Consider the following 21,506-nt stretch of genomic DNA (forward strand, 5'->3'; position numbering starts at 1 on the left):
CCTCCGATAACGATCGTTAACCGGAGGGGTGAAGCCATGGCCGTCATGTCCGAGCAGCGGTTCGGGGACTGCATTGTCGTACGGGTCCACGAGGGGCAGGAGCACGTCGCCGAACTGGTCCTGGACCGGCCGAAGGCGATGAACGCGGTGTCCACGGAGATGGCGCGCTCGATCGCCGCCGCCTGTGCCGCGCTCGCCGCCGATCCGGGGGTCAGGGTCACCGTCCTCACCTCCAGCCATGAGCGGGCCTTCTGTGTGGGTGCGGACCTGAAGGAGCGGAACTCCTTCACCGACGCCGATCTGCTGCGCCAGCGCCCCACCGCCCGTGCCGCGTACACCGGCGTGCTCGAACTGCCGATGCCGTCGATCGCGGCGGTGCACGGCTTCGCGCTCGGCGGCGGGTTCGAGCTGGCCCTGTCCTGCGATCTGATCGTCGCCGACCGCACGGCCGTGGTGGGCCTGCCCGAGGTGTCGGTCGGTGTCATTCCGGGCGGCGGCGGCACTCAGCTGCTGCCGCGGCGGATCGGGGCCGCGCGCGCCGCCGAACTGGTCTTCACGGCCCGGCGGGTGGAGGCGGCGGAAGCCCATCGTTCGGGGCTGGTCGACGAGCTGGTGGAGGCCGGCCGGGACCGGGAGGCCGCGCTGGCGCTCGCGGGCCGGATCGCCGCGCATTCCCCGGTGGGGCTGCGGGCCGCCAAGCGGGCGCTGCGGCTCGGGCAGGGGCTCGATCTGCGGGCCGGACTCGAAGTCGAGGACGCCGCCTGGCGGGCGGTGGCCTTCTCGGGCGACCGGGCCGAGGGTGTGGCCGCGTTCAACGAGAAGCGGAAGCCGAACTGGCCCGGTGAGTGACGTTGCGTGTCCATGAGGACACGAACCGGACATCTCCGACGTCTTGCGTTGATCAAATCACCACAAAACTACATAAGCTGGTGCAATGGGTGACAAGGTGCGGCTGCGGGCCGTGGTTTCGCTCGCGCAGGCGATGGCGGCGGCGCACACCCCCCAGGGGGCGTGGCGGGCTGCTGCGCTGGGCGCGTGCGAGGCGTTGGGTGGCAGCTTCGCCGCGCTCTCCGTGTGGGAGCGGGAGCGAGGGCGGCTGCGTGTGCTGGTCAATGCGGGAGAACGGGGTGAAGGGGAGGAAGAGTTTCCTGAGGAGGAGGTGTATCCGGTGCATCAGTTCCCGGAGATCACCGAGTTCCTGCACGAACGGTGGGCCGCGGGCGGCGAGCCGGATGCCTGGGTGGAGACCGCCGACGACTCGGTGCGGCGCCCGTCGGGCGAGGGTGCGGGGGAGTGCGGAGCCGGGCATGTGTACTTCCACGAGCGGGTGTCCGCCCTGCGTCGGCGCGGGCGGGGCTGCTGTGTGATCGCGCCGATCGTCCTGCATGGGCGGGCCTGGGGCGAGTTGTATGTGGCCCGCCCGGTGGGGGCTCCGGTGTTCGGGCGGGAGGACGCGGACTTCGCGACCGTGCTGGCCGCCGTCGTCGCCGCCGGGATCGTCCAGGCCGAGCGGCTGGAGGAGGTCCGCAGGCTCGCCTTCACCGATCCGCTCACCGGGCTGGCCAACCGCCGCGCCGTGGATGTGCGGCTCGACGAGGCGGTGGAACGGCACCTCGCGGACGGGGCCGTGGTCAGTCTGGTCGTCTGTGACCTCAACGGCCTGAAGGGGGTCAACGACACCCATGGCCATGAGGTCGGCGACCGCCTGCTGGAACGTTTCGGCTCGGTGCTCTCCCGATGCGGTGCCAGGCTGACCGGTGCGCTGGCGGCCCGGCTCGGCGGTGACGAGTTCTGTTTGCTCGCGGTGGGCCCCGAGGCGGACGAAGTGATCCGGGTGGCCGCCGAACTCTGCGAGCGGGCGGCCGAGTTGGAGCTCGGTGACGGGGTGGCGTGCGGGATCGCGTCGACCGGGGACCCGGTCGGCCCGGTGGTGTCCGCGCGACGGCTCTTCCGGCTGGCCGACGCGGCCCAGTACCGGGCCAAGGCGGCCCGCTCCCTGAAGCCCGTCGTGGCGGGACGCGACGACGAGGTGATCCGGCTGGCCGACGCGCCGCCCAAGTCCCCGCACGACCGCCGGCACCTGCGCGGCAGCCGGCCCTGACCGGGGGTCGGATCGGCGAGGCTCATCGGCGGCTGCTGGTGACATGGAGAGATTCAATCCGTAGGCTTCTGAATATGGATATGCATACCGTCGTGCTGGGGACGTCCGGGACCACCGCCCGCGACGTCATCGCCGTGGCCCGCGAGGACGCCCGCGTCGAGCTCTCCGCCGAGGCCGTGGCGGCACTCGCCGCCGCCCGCGAGATCGTGGACGCGCTCGCCGCCAAGCCCGATCCGGTCTACGGCGTCTCCACCGGCTTCGGTGCGCTGGCCACCCGTCACATCGGCCAGGATCTCCGCACCCGGCTCCAGCGCAACATCGTCCGCTCGCACGCCGCCGGCATGGGCCCGCGGGTCGAGCGCGAGGTCGTGCGCGCGCTGATGTTCCTGCGGCTGAAGACCGTCGCCTCCGGCCGCACCGGCGTACGCCCCGCGGTCGCGCAGACCATGGCGGACGTCCTCAACGCGGGCATCACCCCCGTCGTCCACGAGTACGGCTCGCTCGGCTGCTCCGGCGACCTGGCCCCGCTCTCCCACTGCGCCCTGACCCTGATGGGCGAGGGTGACGCGGAGGGCCCCGACGGCACCGTGCGCCCCGCCGGCGAGCTGCTCGCCGCCCACGGCATCACCCCCGTCGAGCTGCACGAGAAGGAGGGCCTCGCCCTCCTCAACGGCACCGACGGCATGCTCGGGATGCTCGTCATGGCCCTCGCCGACCTGAAGACCCTCTACACCTCGGCCGACATCACCGCCGCCCTCTCACTGGAGGCACTGCTCGGTACGGACCGGGTCCTCGCCCCGGAACTGCACGCCATCCGCCCGCACCCCGGCCAGGCCGCCAGCGCCGACAACATGCTGCGGGTGCTCGCCGGTTCCGGCCTCACCGGCCGGCACGCCGAGATCACCGGCGACGCGCCCCGTGTCCAGGACGCCTACTCGGTGCGCTGCGCCCCCCAGGTCAACGGCGCCGGACGCGACACCCTCGACCACGCCCGTCTCGTCGCCGACCGCGAACTGGCCTCCGCCGTCGACAATCCCGTGGTGCTCCCCGACGGCCGGGTCGAGTCCAACGGCAACTTCCACGGCGCCCCCGTCGCCTACGTACTCGACTTCCTCGCGATCGCCGCCGCCGACCTCGGTTCGATCACCGAGCGCCGTACCGACCGGCTGCTGGACAAGAACCGTTCGCACGGGCTGCCGCCGTTCCTCGCCGACGACCCCGGTGTGGACTCGGGTCTGATGATCGCCCAGTACACCCAGGCCGCCCTGGTCAGCGAGATGAAGCGGCTCGCGGTACCGGCGTCCGCCGACTCGATCCCGTCCTCCGCCATGCAGGAGGACCACGTCTCCATGGGTTGGTCGGCCGCGCGCAAGCTCCGCACCGCGGTCGACAACCTCGCCCGGATCGTGGCCGTGGAGCTGTACGCGGCGACCCGCGCCCTCGAACTGCGCGCCGCAGAGGGCCTCGTCCCCGCCCCCGCCTCGCAGGCCGCCGTCGACGCCCTGCGCGCTGCCGGGGTCCAGGGACCGGGACCGGACCGCTTCCTGTCACCGGACCTGGCCGCGGCGCACGCGTTCGTACGTGCCGGAAAGCTGGTCGCGGCGGTCGAGCCGGTGACCGGACCGCTGGCGTAGGGCCCGACAGGCACCGACCGGCATCGGCTCCGGCGGAGGTCAGCCGGGCAGGGTGCCGGCGCGGCGTACCGAGTAGCTGACGAACGCCGCGCCGATGCCCAGGAACGCCGCGCCGCCGATCAGATACGGGGTGGTGTCGACCCCGGCGCCGGTGTCGGCGAGCACGGGGCCGCCCCCGGTGCCCACGGCAGTGGGGGTCATCTGCCGGCTCCGTGCGTCCGGTTCGTCCGTCGCGTTGGCGGACGGGACGAACCACAGGGCGGCCAGCAGCGTGCCCGCGGTGGTGGCGGTCAGCAGCGGGCGGCGGGCAATGGCCACGGACGAACCCCCTTGTCACAGCCGCGAGTCGGGCTTGCGCACCGATGCTAGTGAAAGCAGCGGGTCGCGGGAAAGTCGCCGAGGCGCGGAGCCCGTCGCGGTCCCGTACGCTCCGGCACATGACCAGTTCTGAATCGGCACAGTTTGTTCGGCTTCGCATCGAGATGGTGGTGGAGGTCACGGATCCCGTCGCGCTCACCGGCAGTGCGCTGGAGGCCGTCGCCGCCGAGTACGGGGAGCCCGGCGGCGAGCAGGCCGAGGATCGTCTGCAGGCGGAGGAGGCCGTCCGGGCGGACGGCGCGGGAGCCCTGGCCTCCCTGGTCGACCCGTTCGACCTGGTCGGAGGGGTGCCGGGAGTCGAACTCTCCCAGGCGTCATGGAGCTGCGAGACCGTCGAACCGGGTTCGGCCCCCGTGGCCGACGTCGACGAATGGGACCTCGACGACGACGAGTGGGACCTCGATGACGACGAGGGCGCGGAGGACGACGAGGGCGCGGAGAACGACGAGGGCGCGGAGAACGACAAGGGGAACGATGTCGGCATCCCGCACAATGGGTGAGGACGACGGCGGGCAAGGCGGCGCGGACGCGAGCGTGGAGCGGCGGTCCCAGCGGCGGTGAGCCACGTCCCCGGCCGGTTCTTTCACGGGCCGGGGACGCGTCCTGCGTGGTCCGGTCGCCCTACGCGACCGGCGCCGGGAACCACCGCGGACGCGGAAGCGTCGGTGAGTGTTGTTCCCCACATCCGTGGTGGATGTGGAACGGAGGACCCCTTCGACGGGTTCTGGACCCGTGGACGGGTATCGCCGGTCGTCGGTGGCTCTGCTCGGGGTTTTTGGGACTAGGCAACGATGGAGAAGCGTGTGATGACGGACAGCAAGCGGCGCAAGGGCCTGATGGCCGCGTCCGCACTGCTCGGTGGTGTTCTGGCGCTCACCGCCTGCAACGACAACGGAGCGAGTGCCGGTAGCGCCGAGAGCTCGAAGAAGTCGCAGACGGCCGCGGTCGACGAGGCGGCGGCCCAGGACACGTCCGAGGCGCAGATCACGATCTCGCCGAAGAACGGTGCGACCAACGCGAGCATCAACAACGACGCCAAGGTCACCGTCGCCAAGGGCACGCTGTCCCAGGTCACCATGACCACGTCGGCCGGTCAGTCCGTCCCGGGCACGCTCGCCTCCGACAAGAAGAGCTGGCGGCCGGACGGCCAGCTGGAGCGCTCGACCACGTACAAGATCAACGCGACGGCCGAGGACTCCAAGGGCCGTGAGGCCCACGAGAACTCCTCGTTCACCACGGTGTCGCCCGCCAACAGCTTCATAGGCAATTTCACCCCCGAGGACGGCTCCACGGTCGGCGTCGGCATGCCGGTCTCGATCAACTTCAACAAGGCGATCACGGACAAGAAGGCCGTCCAGGCCGGAATCACCGTGACGTCCAGCAGCGGTCAGGAAGTCGTCGGCCACTGGTTCAACTCGCAGCGCCTCGACCTGCGCCCCGAGCAGTACTGGCAGGGCGGCTCCACCGTCACGCTGAAGCTCGCGCTGGACGGTGTCGAGGGCGCGGACGGTGTCTACGGTGTGCAGCAGAAGACGGTCACCTTCACCGTCGGCCGCAACCAGGTCTCGACGGTCGACGCCAAGGCGAAGACGATGACCGTCACCCAGGACGGCAAGACGATCAAGACCATCCCGATCTCCGCCGGCTCCTCCGAGAACCCGACGTACAACGGGCAGATGGTGATCTCCGAGAAGTTCAAGGAGACCCGGATGAACGGCGCGACCGTCGGCTTCACCGACGACGACGGCAAGGGCGAGTACGACATCAAGGACGTCCCGCACGCCATGCGGCTGTCCACCTCGGGCACCTTCGTGCACGGCAACTACTGGGGCGCGCGGTCCATCTTCGGCAGCGTCAACACCAGCCACGGCTGCGTCGGCCTCGCCGACGTGAAGGGCGCGAGCGACGCGAACCAGCCCGCCGCCTGGTTCTACAACAACTCCATCATCGGTGACGTGGTCGTCGTCAAGAACTCCCCGGACAAGACCATCACCCCCGACAACGGCCTCAACGGCTGGAACATGAACTGGGCGGAGTGGGTCGCGGGTTCCGCGGTCTGACCCGGCCACCCGTTCTCCCGCAGCCACTTCTCCGGTAGCCCCGAACCCCGTACGAAGGCGGCGGCACCCCGGATCCTCCCCGGATCCGCGGTGCCGCCGCCTTCGGCGTTTCCGAGGTTCTCATCCGGCTCTCATGTTGGCCTTAACCCACCATCAGGACGCGCCCATAGCTTCGCAGCATGTTCTTCACCTACCTCCGGCGCGAACTGCGCCGCCGCAGAAAGGCGGCGCTGGTCGTCGCCTCGGGACTGGCCCTGGGCATCGCGCTGGTCATCATCGTCAGCTCGGTCTCCTCCGGCATGAGCAAGGCCCAGGACAAGGTCCTGGAATCGCTGTACGGCCTCGGTACGGACATGACGGTCACCAAGGCCGCGGCTGCCCCCGGTTCCGGCTCCAACAAGGAACGCCCGAAGTTCGAGTTCGACGCCAAGGGCGACGACGACGACTCGACGCAGAGCAGCGACCGGGTCATGGTCCAGGGCTTCCAGGCGCTGGCCTCCTCCACCGTCGACAAGATCGGCAAGCAGGACGGGGTCGCGGACGCGGTCGGGGGGCTGAGCCTGAACGTCATGAAGGTCGACGGCCAGTTCAAGCGCGGCGAGTTCAAGCAGGACGGCTCCTCGCAGAGCAGCCAGGGGCAGGGCGGCCCGGGCGGCGGCGGCAACGGTCAGCCGCAGGGCGAGGTCCAGGGCGGCGGCGCCTCCTTCGACGTCAACTCGTACTCCGTGTACGGCACCGACGTCACCAAGCAGGACCTCGGCCCGCTGACCTCCTCCAAGATCACCAAGGGTCGTACCTTCAAGGCGTCCGAGACCAACGCGAAGGTCGCCGTCGTGGACTCCGCGTACGCCAAGGAGAAGGAGCTCGCGGTCGGCAAGACCGTGACCATCAGCGGCACCAAGTTCAAGATCGTCGGTGTCTCGACCGCCGACAGCGGTGACGCGGCAGCCAACCTGTACATCCCGCTGAAGCAGGCCCAGACCCTCTCGGACTCGAAGAACAAGGTCACCACGGTCTATGTGAAGGCCTCGGACTCGCAGAAGATCGACCAGGTCAAGTCCACCATCCAGAAGAACGTCTCCGGGACGACGGTCACCACCTCCGCCGATCTCGCCGACACCGTCTCCGGCTCCCTCTCCACCGCCTCCGACCTGGCCTCCAGCGTCGGCAAGTGGCTGTCGATCGCGGTGCTGGTCGCCGCCTTCCTGGTGGCCGGTCTGCTCACCTCCTCGGCGGTCAGCCGCCGGGTGCGTGAGTTCGGCACCCTCAAGGCGCTCGGCTGGAAGAGCGGCCGGGTCACCCGGCAGGTCGTCGGCGAGGCGCTCATCAACGGACTCCTGGGCGGCGTGCTCGGCATCGCCATCGGTCTCGCCGGTGCGTACATCGTCACCGCCATCAGCCCCTCCCTCACCGCACAGCTCGGCTCCTCGGGCGGCGGCGGTGGCGGTGGCGGCATGGGCGGCGGTATGGGCGGACCGGGCGGACCGGGACAGAGCGCGTCCAAGTCGCTCGAGGTCGCGCTGACCGCACCCGTCTCCCTCTCCGTCATCCTCATCGCCGTCGGGCTGGCCGTGGCGGGCGGGCTGATCGCCGGTGCGTTCGGTGGCTGGCGGGCCTCGCGGCTGCGCCCCGCGGACGCCCTGCGCCGTGTCGAGTAGCCCCCGCGGCGTCCCCTCCCACCCCGTTCCAGCAGGAGTTCACCCATGTACACACTGAGAGACGTCACCAAGCGCTATACGCGCGGCAAGTCCACCGTCCATGCGCTCGCCGGAGTCGACCTGACCGTCCCGGACGGCGGCCGGCTGGTCATCCAGGGGCCCACCGGCGGCGGCAAGTCCACCCTGCTGCAGATGCTCGGCGGTCTCGACCGCCCCACGAGCGGCAGCGTGGAACTCGACGGCGTCGACCTCGGCAAGCTCAGCGAGGCCAAGCTCACCAAGGTGCGCGCACAGAACATCGGCTTCGTCTTCCAGAGCTTCAACCTCATCCCGACGCTCACCGCCCAGGAGAACGTGGAGACCGCGCTCGTACCCCTCGGCGGCAAGGCGTCCGAGCGGCGCAAGCGGGCCGCCGAGGCACTGGACGCCGTCGGACTCGGCGAACGGCTCGGACACCTGCCCAGCGAGATGTCCGGGGGGCAGCAGCAGCGCGTGGCGATCGCGCGGGCCCTGGTCAAGCAGCCCAAGGTGCTGCTCGCCGACGAACCCACCGGCAACCTCGACGAGTCGATGCGTGACGAGATCATGGAGGTGCTGGAGAACATGTGGAAGGAGCACGGCCTGACCTTCATCATGGTCACGCACGACAGCTCCATCGCCCGGCGCGCGCCCCGGCTGGCCACGATCCGCAAGGGCAAGGTCACCATCACGGAGAACGCGGCGGCGGCCTGACGGCCGGACGGCCCGGCGCCCCCACGGCCCGGCGTCCCCCCACGGCCCAGCGTCCCCATGACCCAGCGTCCCCATGACCCGGCGTACCCATGGACCGAGTCCCCACGGCCCGAAGCCCCACGGGCCGTGGGGACCGGCATGGAGCCCGCCGGGTTCAGCCATTACGCCCGCAGGGTTCAGCGCGGTCCGGCCACGGCGTTGCGATGAGCGGCGAGGTCGGCCCGGTGGACCTGGCGCAGCCCCATCGGGTCGTCGTGCCCGCTGCTCCAGACGGCGCTGAGCGGGACGGTCCTGGGGGCCGCGAGGAACGAGTGCAGCGCGTACCAGGGTTGCAATGGCAGCCGGCACAGTCCGTACAGCCAGCGCCGTACCAGGTGCCAGGGGCCCGGACGTCCGGCGTCGGGCAGGCCGATCACCCGTATCCCCATGATCAGCTTGCCGGCGCCGGCCCCGGCGATCGCGGTCAGGACCACCTGGTTGAGGAAGGAGAAGGCGAGCGCCGGACCGAGTAGCAGGCCGACGATCTCCGGGACACCGGCCGTGTCCACGCGCGTACGGACCAGCAGGCCACTGGCGACCAGGCAGAGGTAGGAGTCGAGAGCCACGGCGAGATAGCGGCGCATGTCGCCCACCCGTGGCGGGACCCGGGGCGTGACGCGCCGGCCGGGGACGAGCGGGAGAGCCGGCGGGGCGTACGGCCCCGAGGGACGTGACCGTCCCTCGGGGCCGTCGCCCCGTGAGATCGGCCCGGTTTGTCTGTACCCCCGTGACATTGTCATGGCGAAATCATGTCTGATCGTCCGTCCTGGGGCGAGAACCGCTCTCTTTCCGTTACGTGCCCCGCTACTCTCTCAGCCATGATCACCGCCATAGCCGCAATGATCACCGCAGTGGTCGGGGTGCTCGGCACCCTCCTCGCTCCGGTACTCGCGCAGCGGTTGACCGGACGCCAGCGCGCGGAGGAGACCCGGCTCGCCGCCGGACAGCGGAAGCTCGAGGAACGGCGCGCCCAGTACACAGCGATGAACCGGGCCTCCCGGCAGTTCCACACCCTCCTCAAGGACGCCCTGCACCGCATTCGCGACGGCGTCTACACCGAACAGGAACGCACCCAGCTCGAAGAGGCCCGTCTCGACCACCGCGACCGCTACGCCGAGGCGCAGATGATCGTGCCGGAACGGATTCTGCAGGCATCCCGCGACCTCAACCGGGTCCTCGCCGCCGGTGACGCCGCCGTCAAACGCCTCGACCGCGACCTCGCCCATGACGGCGAGAGCGTCGAGCGGGCCCTGGAGGAGCTCAAGGCGGCCGACCCCCGCCTCGACACCATGCGGACGCTGATGCGCCAGGATCTCGGGGTCACCGACTGACCCCGCCACCCGGCCCTGGCAGTCCCCTTGTCGCCCACCTCACACACCCTGACGAGGCCGCCCGAACCGGACAGCGGACTCTCCGCACGCGCCGGGCGCACCCGGGGAGTGAATCCGGGGTGCGAGTCCGGGATACGGATGCGGTGCACTGTTTTTTCGGCCGCCTGGGACAATTGAGATGCCACAACGGTCTCAACGTCGCTTTCGTGAGCTGCGGAGCGTGCGATGTCTGGGCGACGCCCTCAATGGGGAGGGGGACCGCAGGTGCCCTCGGGACGGGGTGCCGACGCGCGCGATCCCTACCCACGGAAGGTACGGCCCCACATGAGTGTCATCGAGCCGCTGTACGCGGAGATCCTCCGCCGCAACCAGGGCGAGAAGGAGTTCCACCAGGCGGTGCACGAGGTCCTGGAGACCCTCGACCCGGTCCTCGAACAGCGACCGGAGTTCGTGGACGCCCGGATCATCGAGCGCCTCTGCGAGCCGGAGCGTCAGCTCATCTTCCGCGTGCCGTGGACGGACGACTCCGGCGACATCCACGTGAACCGCGGCTTCCGGGTCGAGTTCAGCAGCTCGCTCGGACCGTACAAGGGCGGCCTGCGTTTCCACCCCTCGGTCAACCTCGGCATCGTGAAGTTCCTCGGCTTCGAGCAGATCTTCAAGAACGCCCTGACCGGCATGCCCATCGGCGGCGGCAAGGGTGGTGCCGACTTCGACCCGAAGGGCCGCTCCGACGCCGAGATCATGCGCTTCTGCCAGTCGTTCATGACCGAACTCCACCGCCACCTCGGCGAGTACACCGATGTTCCCGCCGGTGACATCGGCGTCGGCGGCCGTGAGATCGGCTACCTCTTCGGTCAGTACAAGCGGATCACCAACCGCTACGAGTCCGGAGTCCTCACCGGCAAGGGCCTGGGATGGGGCGGCGCCCAGGCACGCACCGAGGCGACCGGATACGGCTGTGTGCTCTTCACCGCCGAGATGCTCCGCAGCCGCGGCGAGTCCCTCGACGGACAGCGCGTCGTGGTCTCGGGCTCGGGCAATGTCGCGATCTACGCCATCGAGAAGGCCCAGCAGCTCGGCGCGATCGTGGTGAGCTGCTCCGACTCCGACGGGTACGTCGTCGACGACAAGGGCATCGACCTCGCCCTGCTCAAGGAGATCAAGGAGGCCGGCCGCGGCCGGGTCTCCGAGTACGCGGCGCGCCGCGGCAGCCACGTCGCCTACGTCCCCGGCGCCGGTCTCTGGAACGTCCCCTGTGACGTGGCCCTGCCCTGCGCCACCCAGAACGAACTGCATGAGACCGACGCCCAGGCCCTGGTCCGCAACGGCGTGAAGGCGGTCGCCGAGGGCGCCAACATGCCCACCACCCCGGGGGCCGTGCGGATCTTCCAGGAAGCGGGCATCGCCTTCGCCCCTGGCAAGGCGGCCAACGCCGGTGGTGTGGCCACCAGCGCCCTGGAGATGCAGCAGAACGCCTCGCGCGACTCCTGGACCTTCGCCCACACCGAGCAGCGCCTCGCGGAGATCATGCGCCACATCCACGACTCCTGCTACACCACGGCCGAGCGCTACGGCAGCCCCGGCAACTACGTGGTCGGCGCCAACATCGCCGGCTTCGAACTCGTCGCGGACGCGATGCTCGCCCAGGGCCTCATCTGATCCCTCGGCTCCGGCGCCGCAACGGCCCGACCGCCCTCTCACCCGAGGGGTGCGGCCGGGCCGTTTCGGTAGGACGGGGACCGTGCGACGGATGCGATGAGCATGCGCAGACGTTCGCCGGCGGTGCGGTACCGGGGCAAACGGGACGCCGAGCTGACAATCCGTCTCTGGCGGCCCGTCGACGGTTCTGCAAGGCGGAATTCGGCTGACCCATCAAGGCGGCGCGCCTAGGTTGCGAGCCACGTCTGCCACCGCACTCGCACGAGCGCGCACTGTCGGCGGATCCTGAGGAGGAAGTGCCCATGTGCAGCAGCTGCAGCGACCCGACCCACACCCACCGGTCTCTCTCCCGGCGTCTGCTGCTGGGCGGTGTGGCCGCAGGGGCAGGTCTGGCAACCGTGCCCGCGGGCATCGCGTCGGCCGCGACTGATTCCCGCGGCGGCTCGGATCTGACCCGTGGTCTTCACGTCGTCCTGCTGGGGACCGCCGGCGGCCCGCCGCCCCGGCCGGGACAGGCCGGCATCTCGACCGCGATCGTCGTCGACGGGAAGGTGTATCTGGTCGACGTGGGCGCCGCCGCGGTCCACCAGTTCGTCAACGCCGGCCTGCAACTGGCCGACCTCACCGCGGTCTTCGTGACCCATCTCCACGTGGACCACCTGGCCGACTACCCGAACCTGTTCCTGCTCGGCGGCTGGAACACCCCCGGGCAGGGCGACACCCTCGCGGGCCCGATCCCGGTGTACGGGCCCGGCGCGGCGGGCGGCCTGCCGCCCGCCTTCGGCAACGGCACCGTGTCGACCACCTCGCCGGGGGACCCGACGCCGGGTCTCGCGGGGCTCACCGATCATGTGTGTGACGCCTTCGCCTACAGCACGAACGTGTTCATGCGCGACTCGGGCATCCGCGAAACCCGTGCCCTTGCCGACGTCCACGAGATCGATGTGGCCGGGACCGGGGCCTCGTACGAGAACACCGCCCCTGACATGCGGCCGTTCGTCGTGATGGAGGACGACCGGGTCCGGGTGACCGCGGTCCTGGTGCCGCACGGCCCCGCATTTCCCGCCTTCGCCTACCGGTTCGACACCGCGTACGGGTCGGTGACCTTCTCGGGCGACACCACCTACAGCGAGAACCTGGAGCGTCTCGCCGACGGCTCCCGCCTGCTGGTGCACGAGGCCGTCAACGTGCAGGGAATGTCCATGCCGGCGGCCGTGCTCGACCACATCCTGCTCTCCCACGTCGAGGTGCAGAAGGTGGGCGGGGTAGCCACCCGCAGCAACGCCGAGGCCCTGCTCCTGAGCCATATCGGCAACCTGGACGGCAGCGCCGTCAACCGGCCCCAGTGGCGTCGCTGGGCTCGTAACGGGTACGACGGTCCGGTGCACGTGGGTGGCGACCTGGAGATCTACAGCGTCGACCGCAAGGGCGTCAAGAAGCGGTCCTGACCGTCGATTCCGCTCACCCGCTCCACCCCCAAGTCCCTGGCCGGGCAGGGATTGTGTGGGGGTTCTGCTCTGCTCACAGCCATGGCTGCCGAACTCGTCCCAGGGGCTCCCTCCCGAGGAGCCCCTGGGACGAGCCGGCTCCCGGAGCCCTGGCCGCTGCGTGATTCCCATCGAGCGCAGCCGGGCCCGCACCCGTCCCGCTCATCCCACGGGGCCTGCGGCGACGCAGAACTCATTGCCCTCCGGGTCCGCCATCACCACATGATGGCCGTCGAACTCGCCGAGAACGGTCCCGCCCGCCTGCACCAGGCGCGCCGACTCCGCCTTGATCCGTGCCCATCGTTCGTCAGGGCTGCCGTGCCCCGGCACTCGAACGTCGATGTGGAGCCGGTTCTTTACCGTCTTGGGCTCGGGGACCTTGAGGATGCTCAAGCGAGGACCGACTCCGTCGGGATCACAGAGCCACGCAGCGTCGTCCACGGATTCGTCCTCGGGAAGGTCGAACTGTGCGAACCACTCCGCACGTGTGGTGAACGGAGCCGGAGGCGGCTCGTCCACGTAGCCGAGGGCCGTCTTCCAGAAAACGGCCAGGAGTTGTGCGTCCGCACCATCAAGGGTCAGGTCGATGCCGGCTGCCATGGGTGGACCGTACCGTGCGCCTCTGACCGTCAGTGCTCGGGCGTAGGTTTCTCCTCGCCCGTACCAGCGTGCTCGCCCTTGGAGGACCCGCACCATGCCTCGCAGGATTCCGCCGCCGCCCTTCGACATGGCCGAACTCGCACCGGAGTTCGCGAGCCTCGCCAAAGAGACGACCCTGCTGTACCCGAGGAGTGGTGACCCCGGCGTCCGGCACAGCTCCATGGGCGGCCCGTTGCTCTGGCCGATTGACGAACCATGGCCGTACTGCGCCCAGTTCGGGCACTGGGCCTACGGCACGGACGGCGGCGCCGGGAGTTCGGAGCCGGGTGCGGTCCCCATGGTGCCGGTGGTCCAGCTCTTTGCCCGTGACGTTCCCTGGCTCGAGTTTCCTCGGGGCAAGGATGTGGTGCAGTTGCTCTGGTGCGCTCTCATCCATGACGGTGACCCAGCAGGAGCCGTGCTGCCGAAGTTGTACTGGCGCAACGAGGCCGAGACGGTGGCAGCGGGACTCCTGCACGACGTTCCTGCACCTCATGAGGGCGAGTACGTGGACGACCTCGTTCCGCGCCCCTGCACGGTCTGTCCGACTCCCGCGGTCGAGTATCCGGGCTACGACCTGCCCCACGAACTGCTGACATCCCTGGGCCCCCGCCTCGAAGAGCTCCAGGACCGCTTCGGGTTCTGGTACACGGAAGTGGCGAGCGCCCTGCAGAACAAGGTCGGTGGATATCCGGCCTGGACCCAGAGCCCGGACTGGCCGCACTGCGACCAGGGCCACCGCATGGAGCACCTGTTCAGCATCACCGGAGAGCCGGCCTACGGGCGTTGGCTCCCGCTGGACGAGCACGAACCCGGAACGACGCTACCGACGTGGGACGCTCCAGCGGCCCAGGACGCCCTGGACGCGATCGGGCCGGAACTGGAGATCGGGGATGCCGGGGGCCTGTACGTCTTTCTCTGCCGCCAGTGCCCCGATCTCCCGTACGCCCACCGCCATGACTGCCACTGACGGACGGTCCGAGACCCAGCCCCGCAGTCGGACGGCTGAGGTCGTTTGCTCCGCGTCGACGCCCGGAGCCTGTGCGATGCGGGTCGGAAACGACGCACTCCAGCTGGTCTTGTACGGGGTAGTCGGCAACGACCGCACGCCGCCCTCCACCACCACAACCACATACGACCGGGCCACACACCCTGAACCAGCGAGGATGCCGTCCGTGCCTGATGCCGCCTTCGACGATGTGACGCCGACCGCCGAAACGGCTCCTACATCCGCCCCGGCCTGCACGGACGCGGCTACGGGGCCACTCTCGTACACGAGGTCCGCCGCATCGCGCGGGAGGAGATGGGACTTGAGCAACTCCGTCTCGCCGCGCGCGCCGGCGTGGGACTGGAGGCCTTCTACGGGCGCCTGGGCTGGAGGGAGACCGGCCGCTGGCCCGGCGCCCTCCGCCTTGCCGAAGGTGACGACCGAGACGAGGTCCTCATGCTCCTCGCCCCACTCTGAACGATGGGCCCCGAGGAACTCAGTACGGCAAAGTGCGCCGCCTCCGGCGTTGAGGCACCACACCCCGACGGTGTCCGCAGACGTGAGCGCGAGCCCACCTGCGGATGACCTACTGCCCGTGCTGGAAGCGGTAGACCGTCGACTGTCGCGACCGGAAGCCGAGACGTTCATAGAGCCGGTTCGCTGCCGCACGATCCGGCCGAGAGGTGAGATCGACCGTCCGGGCACCCGCCTCCCCGGCAATCCGCAGGGCCTCCTCAGTGAGGAGGCCGGCGACTCCCTGGCCTCGCGCAACGCCGTCCACGACCACGTCTTCGACACGCCCCCGCAAACCGGACGGCAGCGGCAGCAGCACCAACGTCAGGGTGCCGACGATCTCGTCGGAGGACCGGGCGACGAGCACGGTGTTCGCGTCACAGGTCACCATCCGGTCGACCGCTTCGAAATCGAGCGGCTTCGCCGTCGAAGACAGCTGCGGCAGCAGCCGACCGAAGGCATCCACAAGCTCCTGGCTTGCTTCCCGGGCGATCTCCACACGGACGTCCATCCCGTGATCCTATCGATCGCCCTGGACCGAGGAGGGGTGTTGTGTGCGGACTACTCCTGGGTGACATCCGGCGCAGGAGCGATGCCGGTCGGACACGACGCTCCCCATGGAGACGACGGCGCGTGATCCATCGCACTGGACGTACAACGGCTTGCCATGATCAGACGTGACGTCCATTGGCGGTTGGGCAAGTTGAGGTCGACGCGGGCGAGGCCCTGCACCGCTGCCTCATCGAAACGAGGATGCGCCGGCAAGCGCCTGGCAGCTACAACGGCATCTATGACGGTCTTCTTCTGTGCGAAGTGCGGAGTCGAACTCACCCCGGACTTGGTGGAGCTACCCGCCGTGCCGGAAGTCTCGGGCCGTGACGGGGACCGGGACAGGAAGACACGTCTGGCCCCCTCCACTGTGCCGCGAGGGCACTATGCGATTGATCCCGAGCTGTGGGGCGCACCGTTCACCCCGCCGACCGGTGAACCTCGGCCGCACCATCCGCGCCGATTGCTCATGCCGGCCGAACTGACCGACTGGACCCCGGGTGGGCAGAGAAACACCGTCGTCGTGCATCCCGACGACGTACCGGATCTCCGGCTGCTGGATCAGGATGGCCCCCACCAGGGCTGCTGCGGCCCGCTCGGCACCGGGGGCCGCAACATGGCCTGCGGATGCGGTGTCCTCGTTGCCACCCTCGCTGCTGACTGCATGGGCCCGCACGAGCTTCACCTTGATCCTGTACGGGTGTACGCGTTCGATACGAAGGGGGCGGAGAGATGAGCGGCCGTCCTGTGCCAGCGTCTGCCGCCGAACCAGACGCTGAACTGGCGCCGCTCAGGCACCACTTCCGTGACCCCTCGTCCGAATGTGATGTAGGGCCCGGGTGGCGGTCCCTTGTGCTGCGGTGCCATGAGGCGGTCGTCGCGGAGTTTCCCGAGTACGAGCTTCTGGCGGTGAAACAGAAGTGGGCCGCCCTGGCCTACCAGGCTTTTCCTCGGCCGTGGAAGCGGGGCGGAAACTGGACGTCCGACGAGGCGGACAGGCTCGATGCGCTGGTGGCCGAGTTCACGGCCGTCAGCGAGCACGTCTGTGAGCGGTGTGGCGACGCCGGAACGCTGCGCGAGACCCGGCCGATCGAGCTGACTCTCTGTGATGCGTGCGAGTCCGTCGTCGGATCGGACGGCCGCCTGTGGCGTCGCCCGCTCAGCGTTCCTGGAAGCGAGGCTCCGGCCACGAGGTGATCGGCTCGCTGGACGCCGAGTAGATCTCCAAGAGCGAGAGATAACCAGCCTTGGTGAACACCATCACCCCGGCGTCGTCCGGTACGGCGTACCAGGCATCCGCAGCCGGGTTTCCGTGCACCAGGGCCGGTGGCACCGCCGCGCGGTCCACCATGAGGTCGACAGCCACGCAGCCGCAACCAACCGGCCCGCCACTCGCGCATGCGGAATCTGAGCACGCAGAGCACTGCTCACCGGATCGGAACCGGCAAGCAGCGCGTTCAGTGTCGCCATCGCACCGGGCGAGAGGGACTCAGCCATCGGCCTTCGTGATGCCGATCGGGCAGGACACCCCCGTCCCCCCGATCCCGCAGTAACCGGCCGGGTTCTTGTCGAGGTACTGCTGGTGATATGCCTCGGCAGGCCACAGGGCGCGACCCTCGGCCGAGAGGATCTCCGTGGTGATCTCGCCGTAGCCGGAGCCCGTGAGGACCTCCTGGTAGGCCGTACGGGAGGCCGCCGCGGTGGCTGCCTGTTCGGGGGAGTGGGTGTGGACCGCCGAGCGGTACTGCGTGCCCACGTCGTTGCCCTGGCGGAAGCCCTGGGTGGGGTCGTGGGATTCCCAGAACACCTTCAGCAGTGCACCGTACGAGATGATCTCCGGGTCGAAGACCACGCGGACCGCCTCGGTGTGACCGGTCAGGCCCGAGCAGACCTCCTCGTACGTGGGGTTCTCCGTGTAGCCGCCCTGGTAGCCGACGAGCGTCGTCCAGACGCCGTCCGTCCGCCAGAACGTGCGCTCGGCGCCCCAGAAGCAGCCCATGGCGAAGTCCGCGACCTCCAGCCCCTCCGGGTACGGGCCCAGCAGCGCGTTGCCGAGGACCGTGTGGCGGGACGGGACGGTGAACCCGGGGATGGAGCGGCCCTTCAGGGCTTCCTCGGGGGTGGGGAGCTGCGGGGTACGGCGGTGCAGGAACATGCGGGGGCTCCTCCTGGGGTCGGCGTTCGGTGCGTACGGCATGCCGAGCGTGTCAACTTTCAACGCACCGGGTGCTTCCTGGATTCCACGGGGACTCCCTGCGCCCGACGACGCTGCCGCGCCAGGACGTGTCCGGCCGAGCTGGGGTCGGCGGATAACCCGATGCGCAGCCCACGGGACGGCCCTCGGGGCTTGCGTCTGGAGTGTGGGCCGCCCGGACCCCGCGAGCCCGGCCGGCGCGCACGAGAGGCCCCGGTTGCCGTACTAACCCGGCTTGATGGTCGCGAGTTGCGCGAGCAGCAGGACCAGACGGTAGGCGTCGCCGAAGTCGTCGGTGGTGAAGGCGACGGTGCGGCCGTCTCCGCTGCGTGAGACCCCGGGCACGAGAGTCGCCAGGTCGACCGTGAACGGTGCGGAGAGGTCGACCTCGACCTCCACCGGTCCGGCGAGGGTCAGCGGTGAAACCTGGGCCCGCCGCGTGATGGCGTCGGCGGCCCCGCGGCGCAGCCGCTCCCGCGCTTCCTCGGGGTGCAGAGCGACGGCGGCGAGCTGGCCGAGGGCCTGCTTGACCTCGACGGTGGTCGCGGCGGGGACCAGATCACGCAGTTCGGCGCAGGCGCTGTCGTCCCCGCTGAGCAGGACGACGGGCACGCCCAGATGCCCGGCCATCGCGGCGTTGAGACCGATCTCGCCCATGGAGCGCCCGGCCACGCGCACATCGAGGATGCCGTCGTTCATGGTGTGCGCCAGCACGGCCGGGCCGCCACCGGCCCGTGCGTGATAGCCGATGAACAGAACCGCGTCGGTGCGGTCGTCGAGCCCGCCGAGCATGCCCAGGGGGCGCGGCTTGCCGCGCACCAGTCGTGCCCGCCGGTCGAGCTCCTCCGGCAACAGGTTGCGAAACGGCCCGTGCGCGTCGGCGACCCAGACCGTGGCGGCGGGCTCGGCATCCAGGACACCGGCGATCACGCTGTTCGCCTCGGCCGTCATCAACGAGCGACCGCGCTCGTAGTCGTAGCGATCCGGATTCGTCTCGGTGGGATGGACGATCCCCGAGATGCCCTCCAGGTCGACAGAGATCAGCACCTTCATAGCTCCGGGAGCCTACGTGCTGGGGGCGCCGTACCGGCCGTGCATGGCAAAACTTCCGGCCTCACATCGCCGGGGCCCGATCGGCCGGCCCACACACCGGCTACCGCGGCAGCGTCGCCGGGCTGCCGCCGTTCGCCTCGTAGCCGGCGACCGCCAGCGCCCGGTGGACCGTGTACACGGCGGCCGGGTCGGGGTCCTCGGTCCACGGCAGTGCGCCCACATGGCCGTCGATGTGGACGAACTGGTTCATCGCCTCCGACCAGCGTTCCATCCGGACCAGGAACAGCACCAGCAGATGGCGTACGTGCGCCAGCATCGGATCGTCCGCGCGGGCCGCGTGCACCGCGAACAGGGCGCCCTCGACGGCCTTGGTCACCACCGCGCCCTGGTAGAAGCCCCGCACGAGGTTGACCTCGGGCAGATGCTCGTACACCGCGAAGAGCGGCAGCGCGGCCAACAGCGAGCCCTGCGGGGCGCGGGCGGCTGCCGTGGTGGCGAAGCGGTCGGCCTCCTCGCGGGAGCCGTGCCACTTCTCGCACAGGTAGTGCAGCGCGGCGATGTGTGCGCCCATGTGGGCCGGGGCCCGGTCGATCACCTTGGCCCAGAGCCGGTCGAACTCCTCGTGCGGGTAAGCGAGTCCACGGGCCACCGCCAGTTCGACGAGGTACGGCACGGGGTCGCCCGGAGCCAGCAGCGCGGCCTCGCCGCAGACCGTACGGGCCTCCTCCAGGATGATCCGGAAATCGTCCGTCCCCGCGGTCGACGAACGCCATGCCTGCTGCACCAGGAATTCGGCGTGCACCGCCGCGCCGCCCGCGTCCTTCGGCGCCTCGGCCCGCCAGGTGCGCAGCCACGCACCACCGACACCCGGCTGCTGGGCGAGCTCCAGCGAGGCGGCACCGGCGAATGCCTGCACCCGCTGCCACCGCACCTCGCCCTCCTTGGGCGTACCGGCCAGCAGTTGCGAGGCCGCCCGCCAGTCCTGGGTGCGCTGCACGACGGCGAGCACATCGAGGAGATCCTGGTCCGGGCCCGGCAGCCGGACATCGAGCTCCTCCTGGCGCAGAAAGCCGTAGGCCTCCGGGTCGGCGGCGTCCGGCGAACCGGGCGCGACCTGGCGGATTCCGCCGCGGCGGCGCAGCACGAAGGGGCCGATGACCGCGGCGAGCATGCACAGGGCGATCAGGAACCAGAGAATCTCCATGCCCCCATTGTCACCGGACGGCCGTACAGTCCGGTCGCCGCCCTCGTGACGAACTACGCTCTGGCCCCATGAGCGACCAGCACAGTTTCGAGACTCTCGCGATCCATGCGGGAAACACCGCCGATCCCCTCACGGGCGCCGTCGTACCGCCCATTTACCAGGTGTCCACCTACAAGCAGGACGGCGTGGGCGGACTGCGCGGCGGCTACGAGTACAGCCGCAGCGCCAACCCCACCCGTACCGCGCTGGAGGAGAACCTCGCGGCCCTGGAAGGTGGCCGCCGCGGGCTCGCTTTCGCCTCCGGCCTCGCTGCCGAGGACTGCCTGCTCCGTACCCTTCTCACCCCCGGCGACCACGTGGTCATCCCGAACGACGCCTACGGCGGTACGTTCCGGCTGTTCGCGAAGGTCGTCTCGCGGTGGGGCGTGGACTTCTCGGTCGCCGACACGTCGGACGTGGCGGCGGTACGGGCGGCGATCACCCCGCGCACCAAGGCGATCTGGGTGGAGACCCCGTCCAACCCGCTGCTCGGCATCACCGACATCGCCGCGGTCGCCGGTGTGGCCCGTGCGGCCGGTGTGCGGCTGGTCGTCGACAACACCTTCGCCAGTCCCTACCTCCAGCAGCCGCTCGCCCTCGGTGCCGATGTCGTGGTGCACTCCATGACGAAGTACATGGGCGGGCACTCGGACGTCGTCGGCGGCGCACTGATCGTCAACGACCCTGAACTGGCCGAGGAGTTGGCGTACCACCAGAACGCCATGGGTGCGGTCGCCGGACCGTTCGACGCCTGGCTGGTGCTGCGCGGCATCAAGACCCTCGCGGTCCGCATGGACCGGCACAGCGAGAACGCCGCGAAGATCGCCGATCTGCTGACCCGGCACCCCAAGGTCACCCAGGTCCTCTACCCGGGGCTGCCCGAGCACCCCGGCCACGAGATCGCCGCGAAGCAGATGAGGTCCTTCGGCGGCATGGTGTCCTTCCGGGTCGAGGGCGGTGAGGAAGCGGCGGTCCAGGTGTGCAACCGGGCGGAGCTGTTCACCCTCGGCGAGTCCCTGGGCGGCGTCGAGTCCCTCCTGGAGCACCCGGGCCGCATGACGCACGCCTCGGCGGCCGGCTCCCCGCTGGAGGTACCGGCCGACCTGGTCCGGCTCTCCGTCGGCATCGAGTCCGCCGACGACCTGATCGCCGATCTGACACAGGCGCTCGGCTGACAGGAGGGGTTCGCCCCGTCACAGCGCCCGGATCCGTTCGCGCGGTTCCGGGCGTCTGCGTGCCGGGGCC

At 70.1% G+C, this 21,506-nt stretch carries 20 protein-coding genes and 1 pseudogene; 13 read left to right on the top strand and 8 right to left on the bottom strand.

Going from position 1 to position 21,506, the window contains the following annotated elements:
* Window positions 1–36 precede the first annotated feature (36 nt).
* The 3 genes from AB0L71_RS15050 to hutH all read left to right on the top strand — a co-directional run bounded on the left by AB0L71_RS15050 (window position 37) and on the right by hutH (window position 3,735).
* Window positions 37–849: an enoyl-CoA hydratase-related protein gene (locus AB0L71_RS15050; RefSeq protein WP_365242536.1), complete on the top strand. Its 813-nt coding sequence runs from the start codon at window positions 37–39 to the stop codon at window positions 847–849.
* An 85-nt stretch (window positions 850–934) separates the two neighbouring features.
* Window positions 935–2,101: a GGDEF domain-containing protein gene (locus AB0L71_RS15055; protein WP_365242537.1), complete on the top strand. Its 1,167-nt coding sequence runs from the start codon at window positions 935–937 to the stop codon at window positions 2,099–2,101.
* Between the two features lie 74 nt (window positions 2,102–2,175).
* Complete coding sequence (gene hutH, locus AB0L71_RS15060; protein ID WP_365242539.1) at window positions 2,176–3,735, top strand: histidine ammonia-lyase; 1,560 nt, start codon at window positions 2,176–2,178, stop codon at window positions 3,733–3,735.
* A 39-nt stretch (window positions 3,736–3,774) separates the two neighbouring features.
* On the opposite strand, the gene AB0L71_RS15065 is transcribed toward hutH, so the two are convergent.
* Window positions 3,775–4,053 carry a hypothetical protein gene (locus AB0L71_RS15065; RefSeq protein WP_365242541.1) on the bottom strand — a complete coding sequence of 93 codons (279 nt, stop codon included), beginning with the start codon at window positions 4,051–4,053 and terminating at the stop codon, window positions 3,775–3,777.
* A 119-nt stretch (window positions 4,054–4,172) separates the two neighbouring features.
* Between AB0L71_RS15065 and AB0L71_RS15070 the strand changes: the two genes are divergently transcribed.
* The 4 genes from AB0L71_RS15070 (at window position 4,173) to AB0L71_RS15085 (ending at window position 8,563) form a co-directional block, all read left to right on the top strand.
* Window positions 4,173–4,613, top strand: a complete 441-nt coding sequence (locus tag AB0L71_RS15070) for a hypothetical protein (RefSeq protein WP_365242543.1) — start codon at window positions 4,173–4,175, stop codon at window positions 4,611–4,613.
* Between the two features lie 291 nt (window positions 4,614–4,904).
* On the top strand, window positions 4,905–6,173 hold the full coding sequence (locus AB0L71_RS15075; protein WP_365242544.1) for an Ig-like domain-containing protein: 1,269 nt from the start codon (window positions 4,905–4,907) through the stop codon (window positions 6,171–6,173).
* A 179-nt stretch (window positions 6,174–6,352) separates the two neighbouring features.
* Entirely contained in the window at window positions 6,353–7,831 is a 1,479-nt protein-coding gene (locus AB0L71_RS15080) for an ABC transporter permease (RefSeq protein ID WP_365242546.1), read from the top strand.
* A 45-nt stretch (window positions 7,832–7,876) separates the two neighbouring features.
* Window positions 7,877–8,563 (top strand): ABC transporter ATP-binding protein, encoded by a 687-nt coding sequence (locus AB0L71_RS15085; RefSeq protein WP_365242548.1) that lies wholly within the window; start codon window positions 7,877–7,879, stop codon window positions 8,561–8,563.
* 176 nt (window positions 8,564–8,739) lie between these two features.
* On the opposite strand, the gene AB0L71_RS15090 is transcribed toward AB0L71_RS15085, so the two are convergent.
* On the bottom strand, window positions 8,740–9,186 hold the full coding sequence (locus AB0L71_RS15090) for an RDD family protein (RefSeq protein ID WP_365242549.1): 447 nt from the start codon (window positions 9,184–9,186) through the stop codon (window positions 8,740–8,742).
* Window positions 9,187–9,420: 234 nt separating this feature from the next.
* Between AB0L71_RS15090 and AB0L71_RS15095 the strand changes: the two genes are divergently transcribed.
* The 3 genes from AB0L71_RS15095 (at window position 9,421) to AB0L71_RS15105 (ending at window position 13,043) form a co-directional block, all read left to right on the top strand.
* The gene (locus AB0L71_RS15095) at window positions 9,421–9,933 is read left to right on the top strand and encodes a hypothetical protein (RefSeq protein ID WP_365242551.1); all 513 of its coding nucleotides are present in this window, start codon (window positions 9,421–9,423) and stop codon (window positions 9,931–9,933) included.
* A 324-nt stretch (window positions 9,934–10,257) separates the two neighbouring features.
* Window positions 10,258–11,595 (top strand): NADP-specific glutamate dehydrogenase, encoded by a 1,338-nt coding sequence (gene gdhA / locus AB0L71_RS15100; protein ID WP_365242552.1) that lies wholly within the window; start codon window positions 10,258–10,260, stop codon window positions 11,593–11,595.
* Window positions 11,596–11,897: 302 nt separating this feature from the next.
* Window positions 11,898–13,043, top strand: coding sequence for an MBL fold metallo-hydrolase (locus AB0L71_RS15105; RefSeq protein WP_365242554.1), 1,146 nt, complete (start codon window positions 11,898–11,900; stop codon window positions 13,041–13,043).
* A 201-nt stretch (window positions 13,044–13,244) separates the two neighbouring features.
* On the opposite strand, the gene AB0L71_RS15110 is transcribed toward AB0L71_RS15105, so the two are convergent.
* A complete protein-coding gene (locus tag AB0L71_RS15110; RefSeq protein WP_365242556.1) occupies window positions 13,245–13,682 on the bottom strand; it encodes a VOC family protein in 438 nt (145 codons plus the stop codon).
* A 94-nt stretch (window positions 13,683–13,776) separates the two neighbouring features.
* Here AB0L71_RS15110 and AB0L71_RS15115 point away from each other — a divergent pair, with 94 nt between their 5' ends.
* Window positions 13,777–14,691, top strand: a complete 915-nt coding sequence (locus AB0L71_RS15115) for a hypothetical protein (RefSeq protein ID WP_365242557.1) — start codon at window positions 13,777–13,779, stop codon at window positions 14,689–14,691.
* 264 nt (window positions 14,692–14,955) lie between these two features.
* A pseudogene (locus AB0L71_RS15120) lies at window positions 14,956–15,186 on the top strand (GNAT family N-acetyltransferase); the annotation flags it as partial.
* Between the two features lie 109 nt (window positions 15,187–15,295).
* On the opposite strand, the gene AB0L71_RS15125 reads toward AB0L71_RS15120, so the two are convergent.
* From AB0L71_RS15125 to AB0L71_RS15145, 5 genes are all read right to left on the bottom strand, one after another.
* Window positions 15,296–15,733, bottom strand: a complete 438-nt coding sequence (locus tag AB0L71_RS15125) for a GNAT family N-acetyltransferase (RefSeq protein WP_365242558.1) — start codon at window positions 15,731–15,733, stop codon at window positions 15,296–15,298.
* Between the two features lie 1,197 nt (window positions 15,734–16,930).
* On the bottom strand, window positions 16,931–17,137 hold the full coding sequence (locus AB0L71_RS15130) for a hypothetical protein (protein ID WP_365242560.1): 207 nt from the start codon (window positions 17,135–17,137) through the stop codon (window positions 16,931–16,933).
* 123 nt (window positions 17,138–17,260) lie between these two features.
* Window positions 17,261–17,926 (bottom strand): peptide-methionine (S)-S-oxide reductase MsrA, encoded by a 666-nt coding sequence (gene msrA / locus AB0L71_RS15135; protein WP_365242562.1) that lies wholly within the window; start codon window positions 17,924–17,926, stop codon window positions 17,261–17,263.
* A 264-nt stretch (window positions 17,927–18,190) separates the two neighbouring features.
* Window positions 18,191–19,018 (bottom strand): M55 family metallopeptidase, encoded by an 828-nt coding sequence (locus AB0L71_RS15140; protein ID WP_365242564.1) that lies wholly within the window; start codon window positions 19,016–19,018, stop codon window positions 18,191–18,193.
* A 100-nt stretch (window positions 19,019–19,118) separates the two neighbouring features.
* Window positions 19,119–20,222 (bottom strand): hypothetical protein, encoded by a 1,104-nt coding sequence (locus tag AB0L71_RS15145; protein WP_365242566.1) that lies wholly within the window; start codon window positions 20,220–20,222, stop codon window positions 19,119–19,121.
* Window positions 20,223–20,290: 68 nt separating this feature from the next.
* Here AB0L71_RS15145 and AB0L71_RS15150 point away from each other — a divergent pair, with 68 nt between their 5' ends.
* Window positions 20,291–21,436 carry a cystathionine gamma-synthase gene (locus AB0L71_RS15150; protein WP_365242568.1) on the top strand — a complete coding sequence of 382 codons (1,146 nt, stop codon included), beginning with the start codon at window positions 20,291–20,293 and terminating at the stop codon, window positions 21,434–21,436.
* Window positions 21,437–21,506: the final 70 nt, after the last annotated feature.

The organism is Streptomyces sp. NPDC052052 (genome assembly GCF_040680455.1).
Taxonomy (GTDB): domain Bacteria; phylum Actinomycetota; class Actinomycetes; order Streptomycetales; family Streptomycetaceae; genus Streptomyces.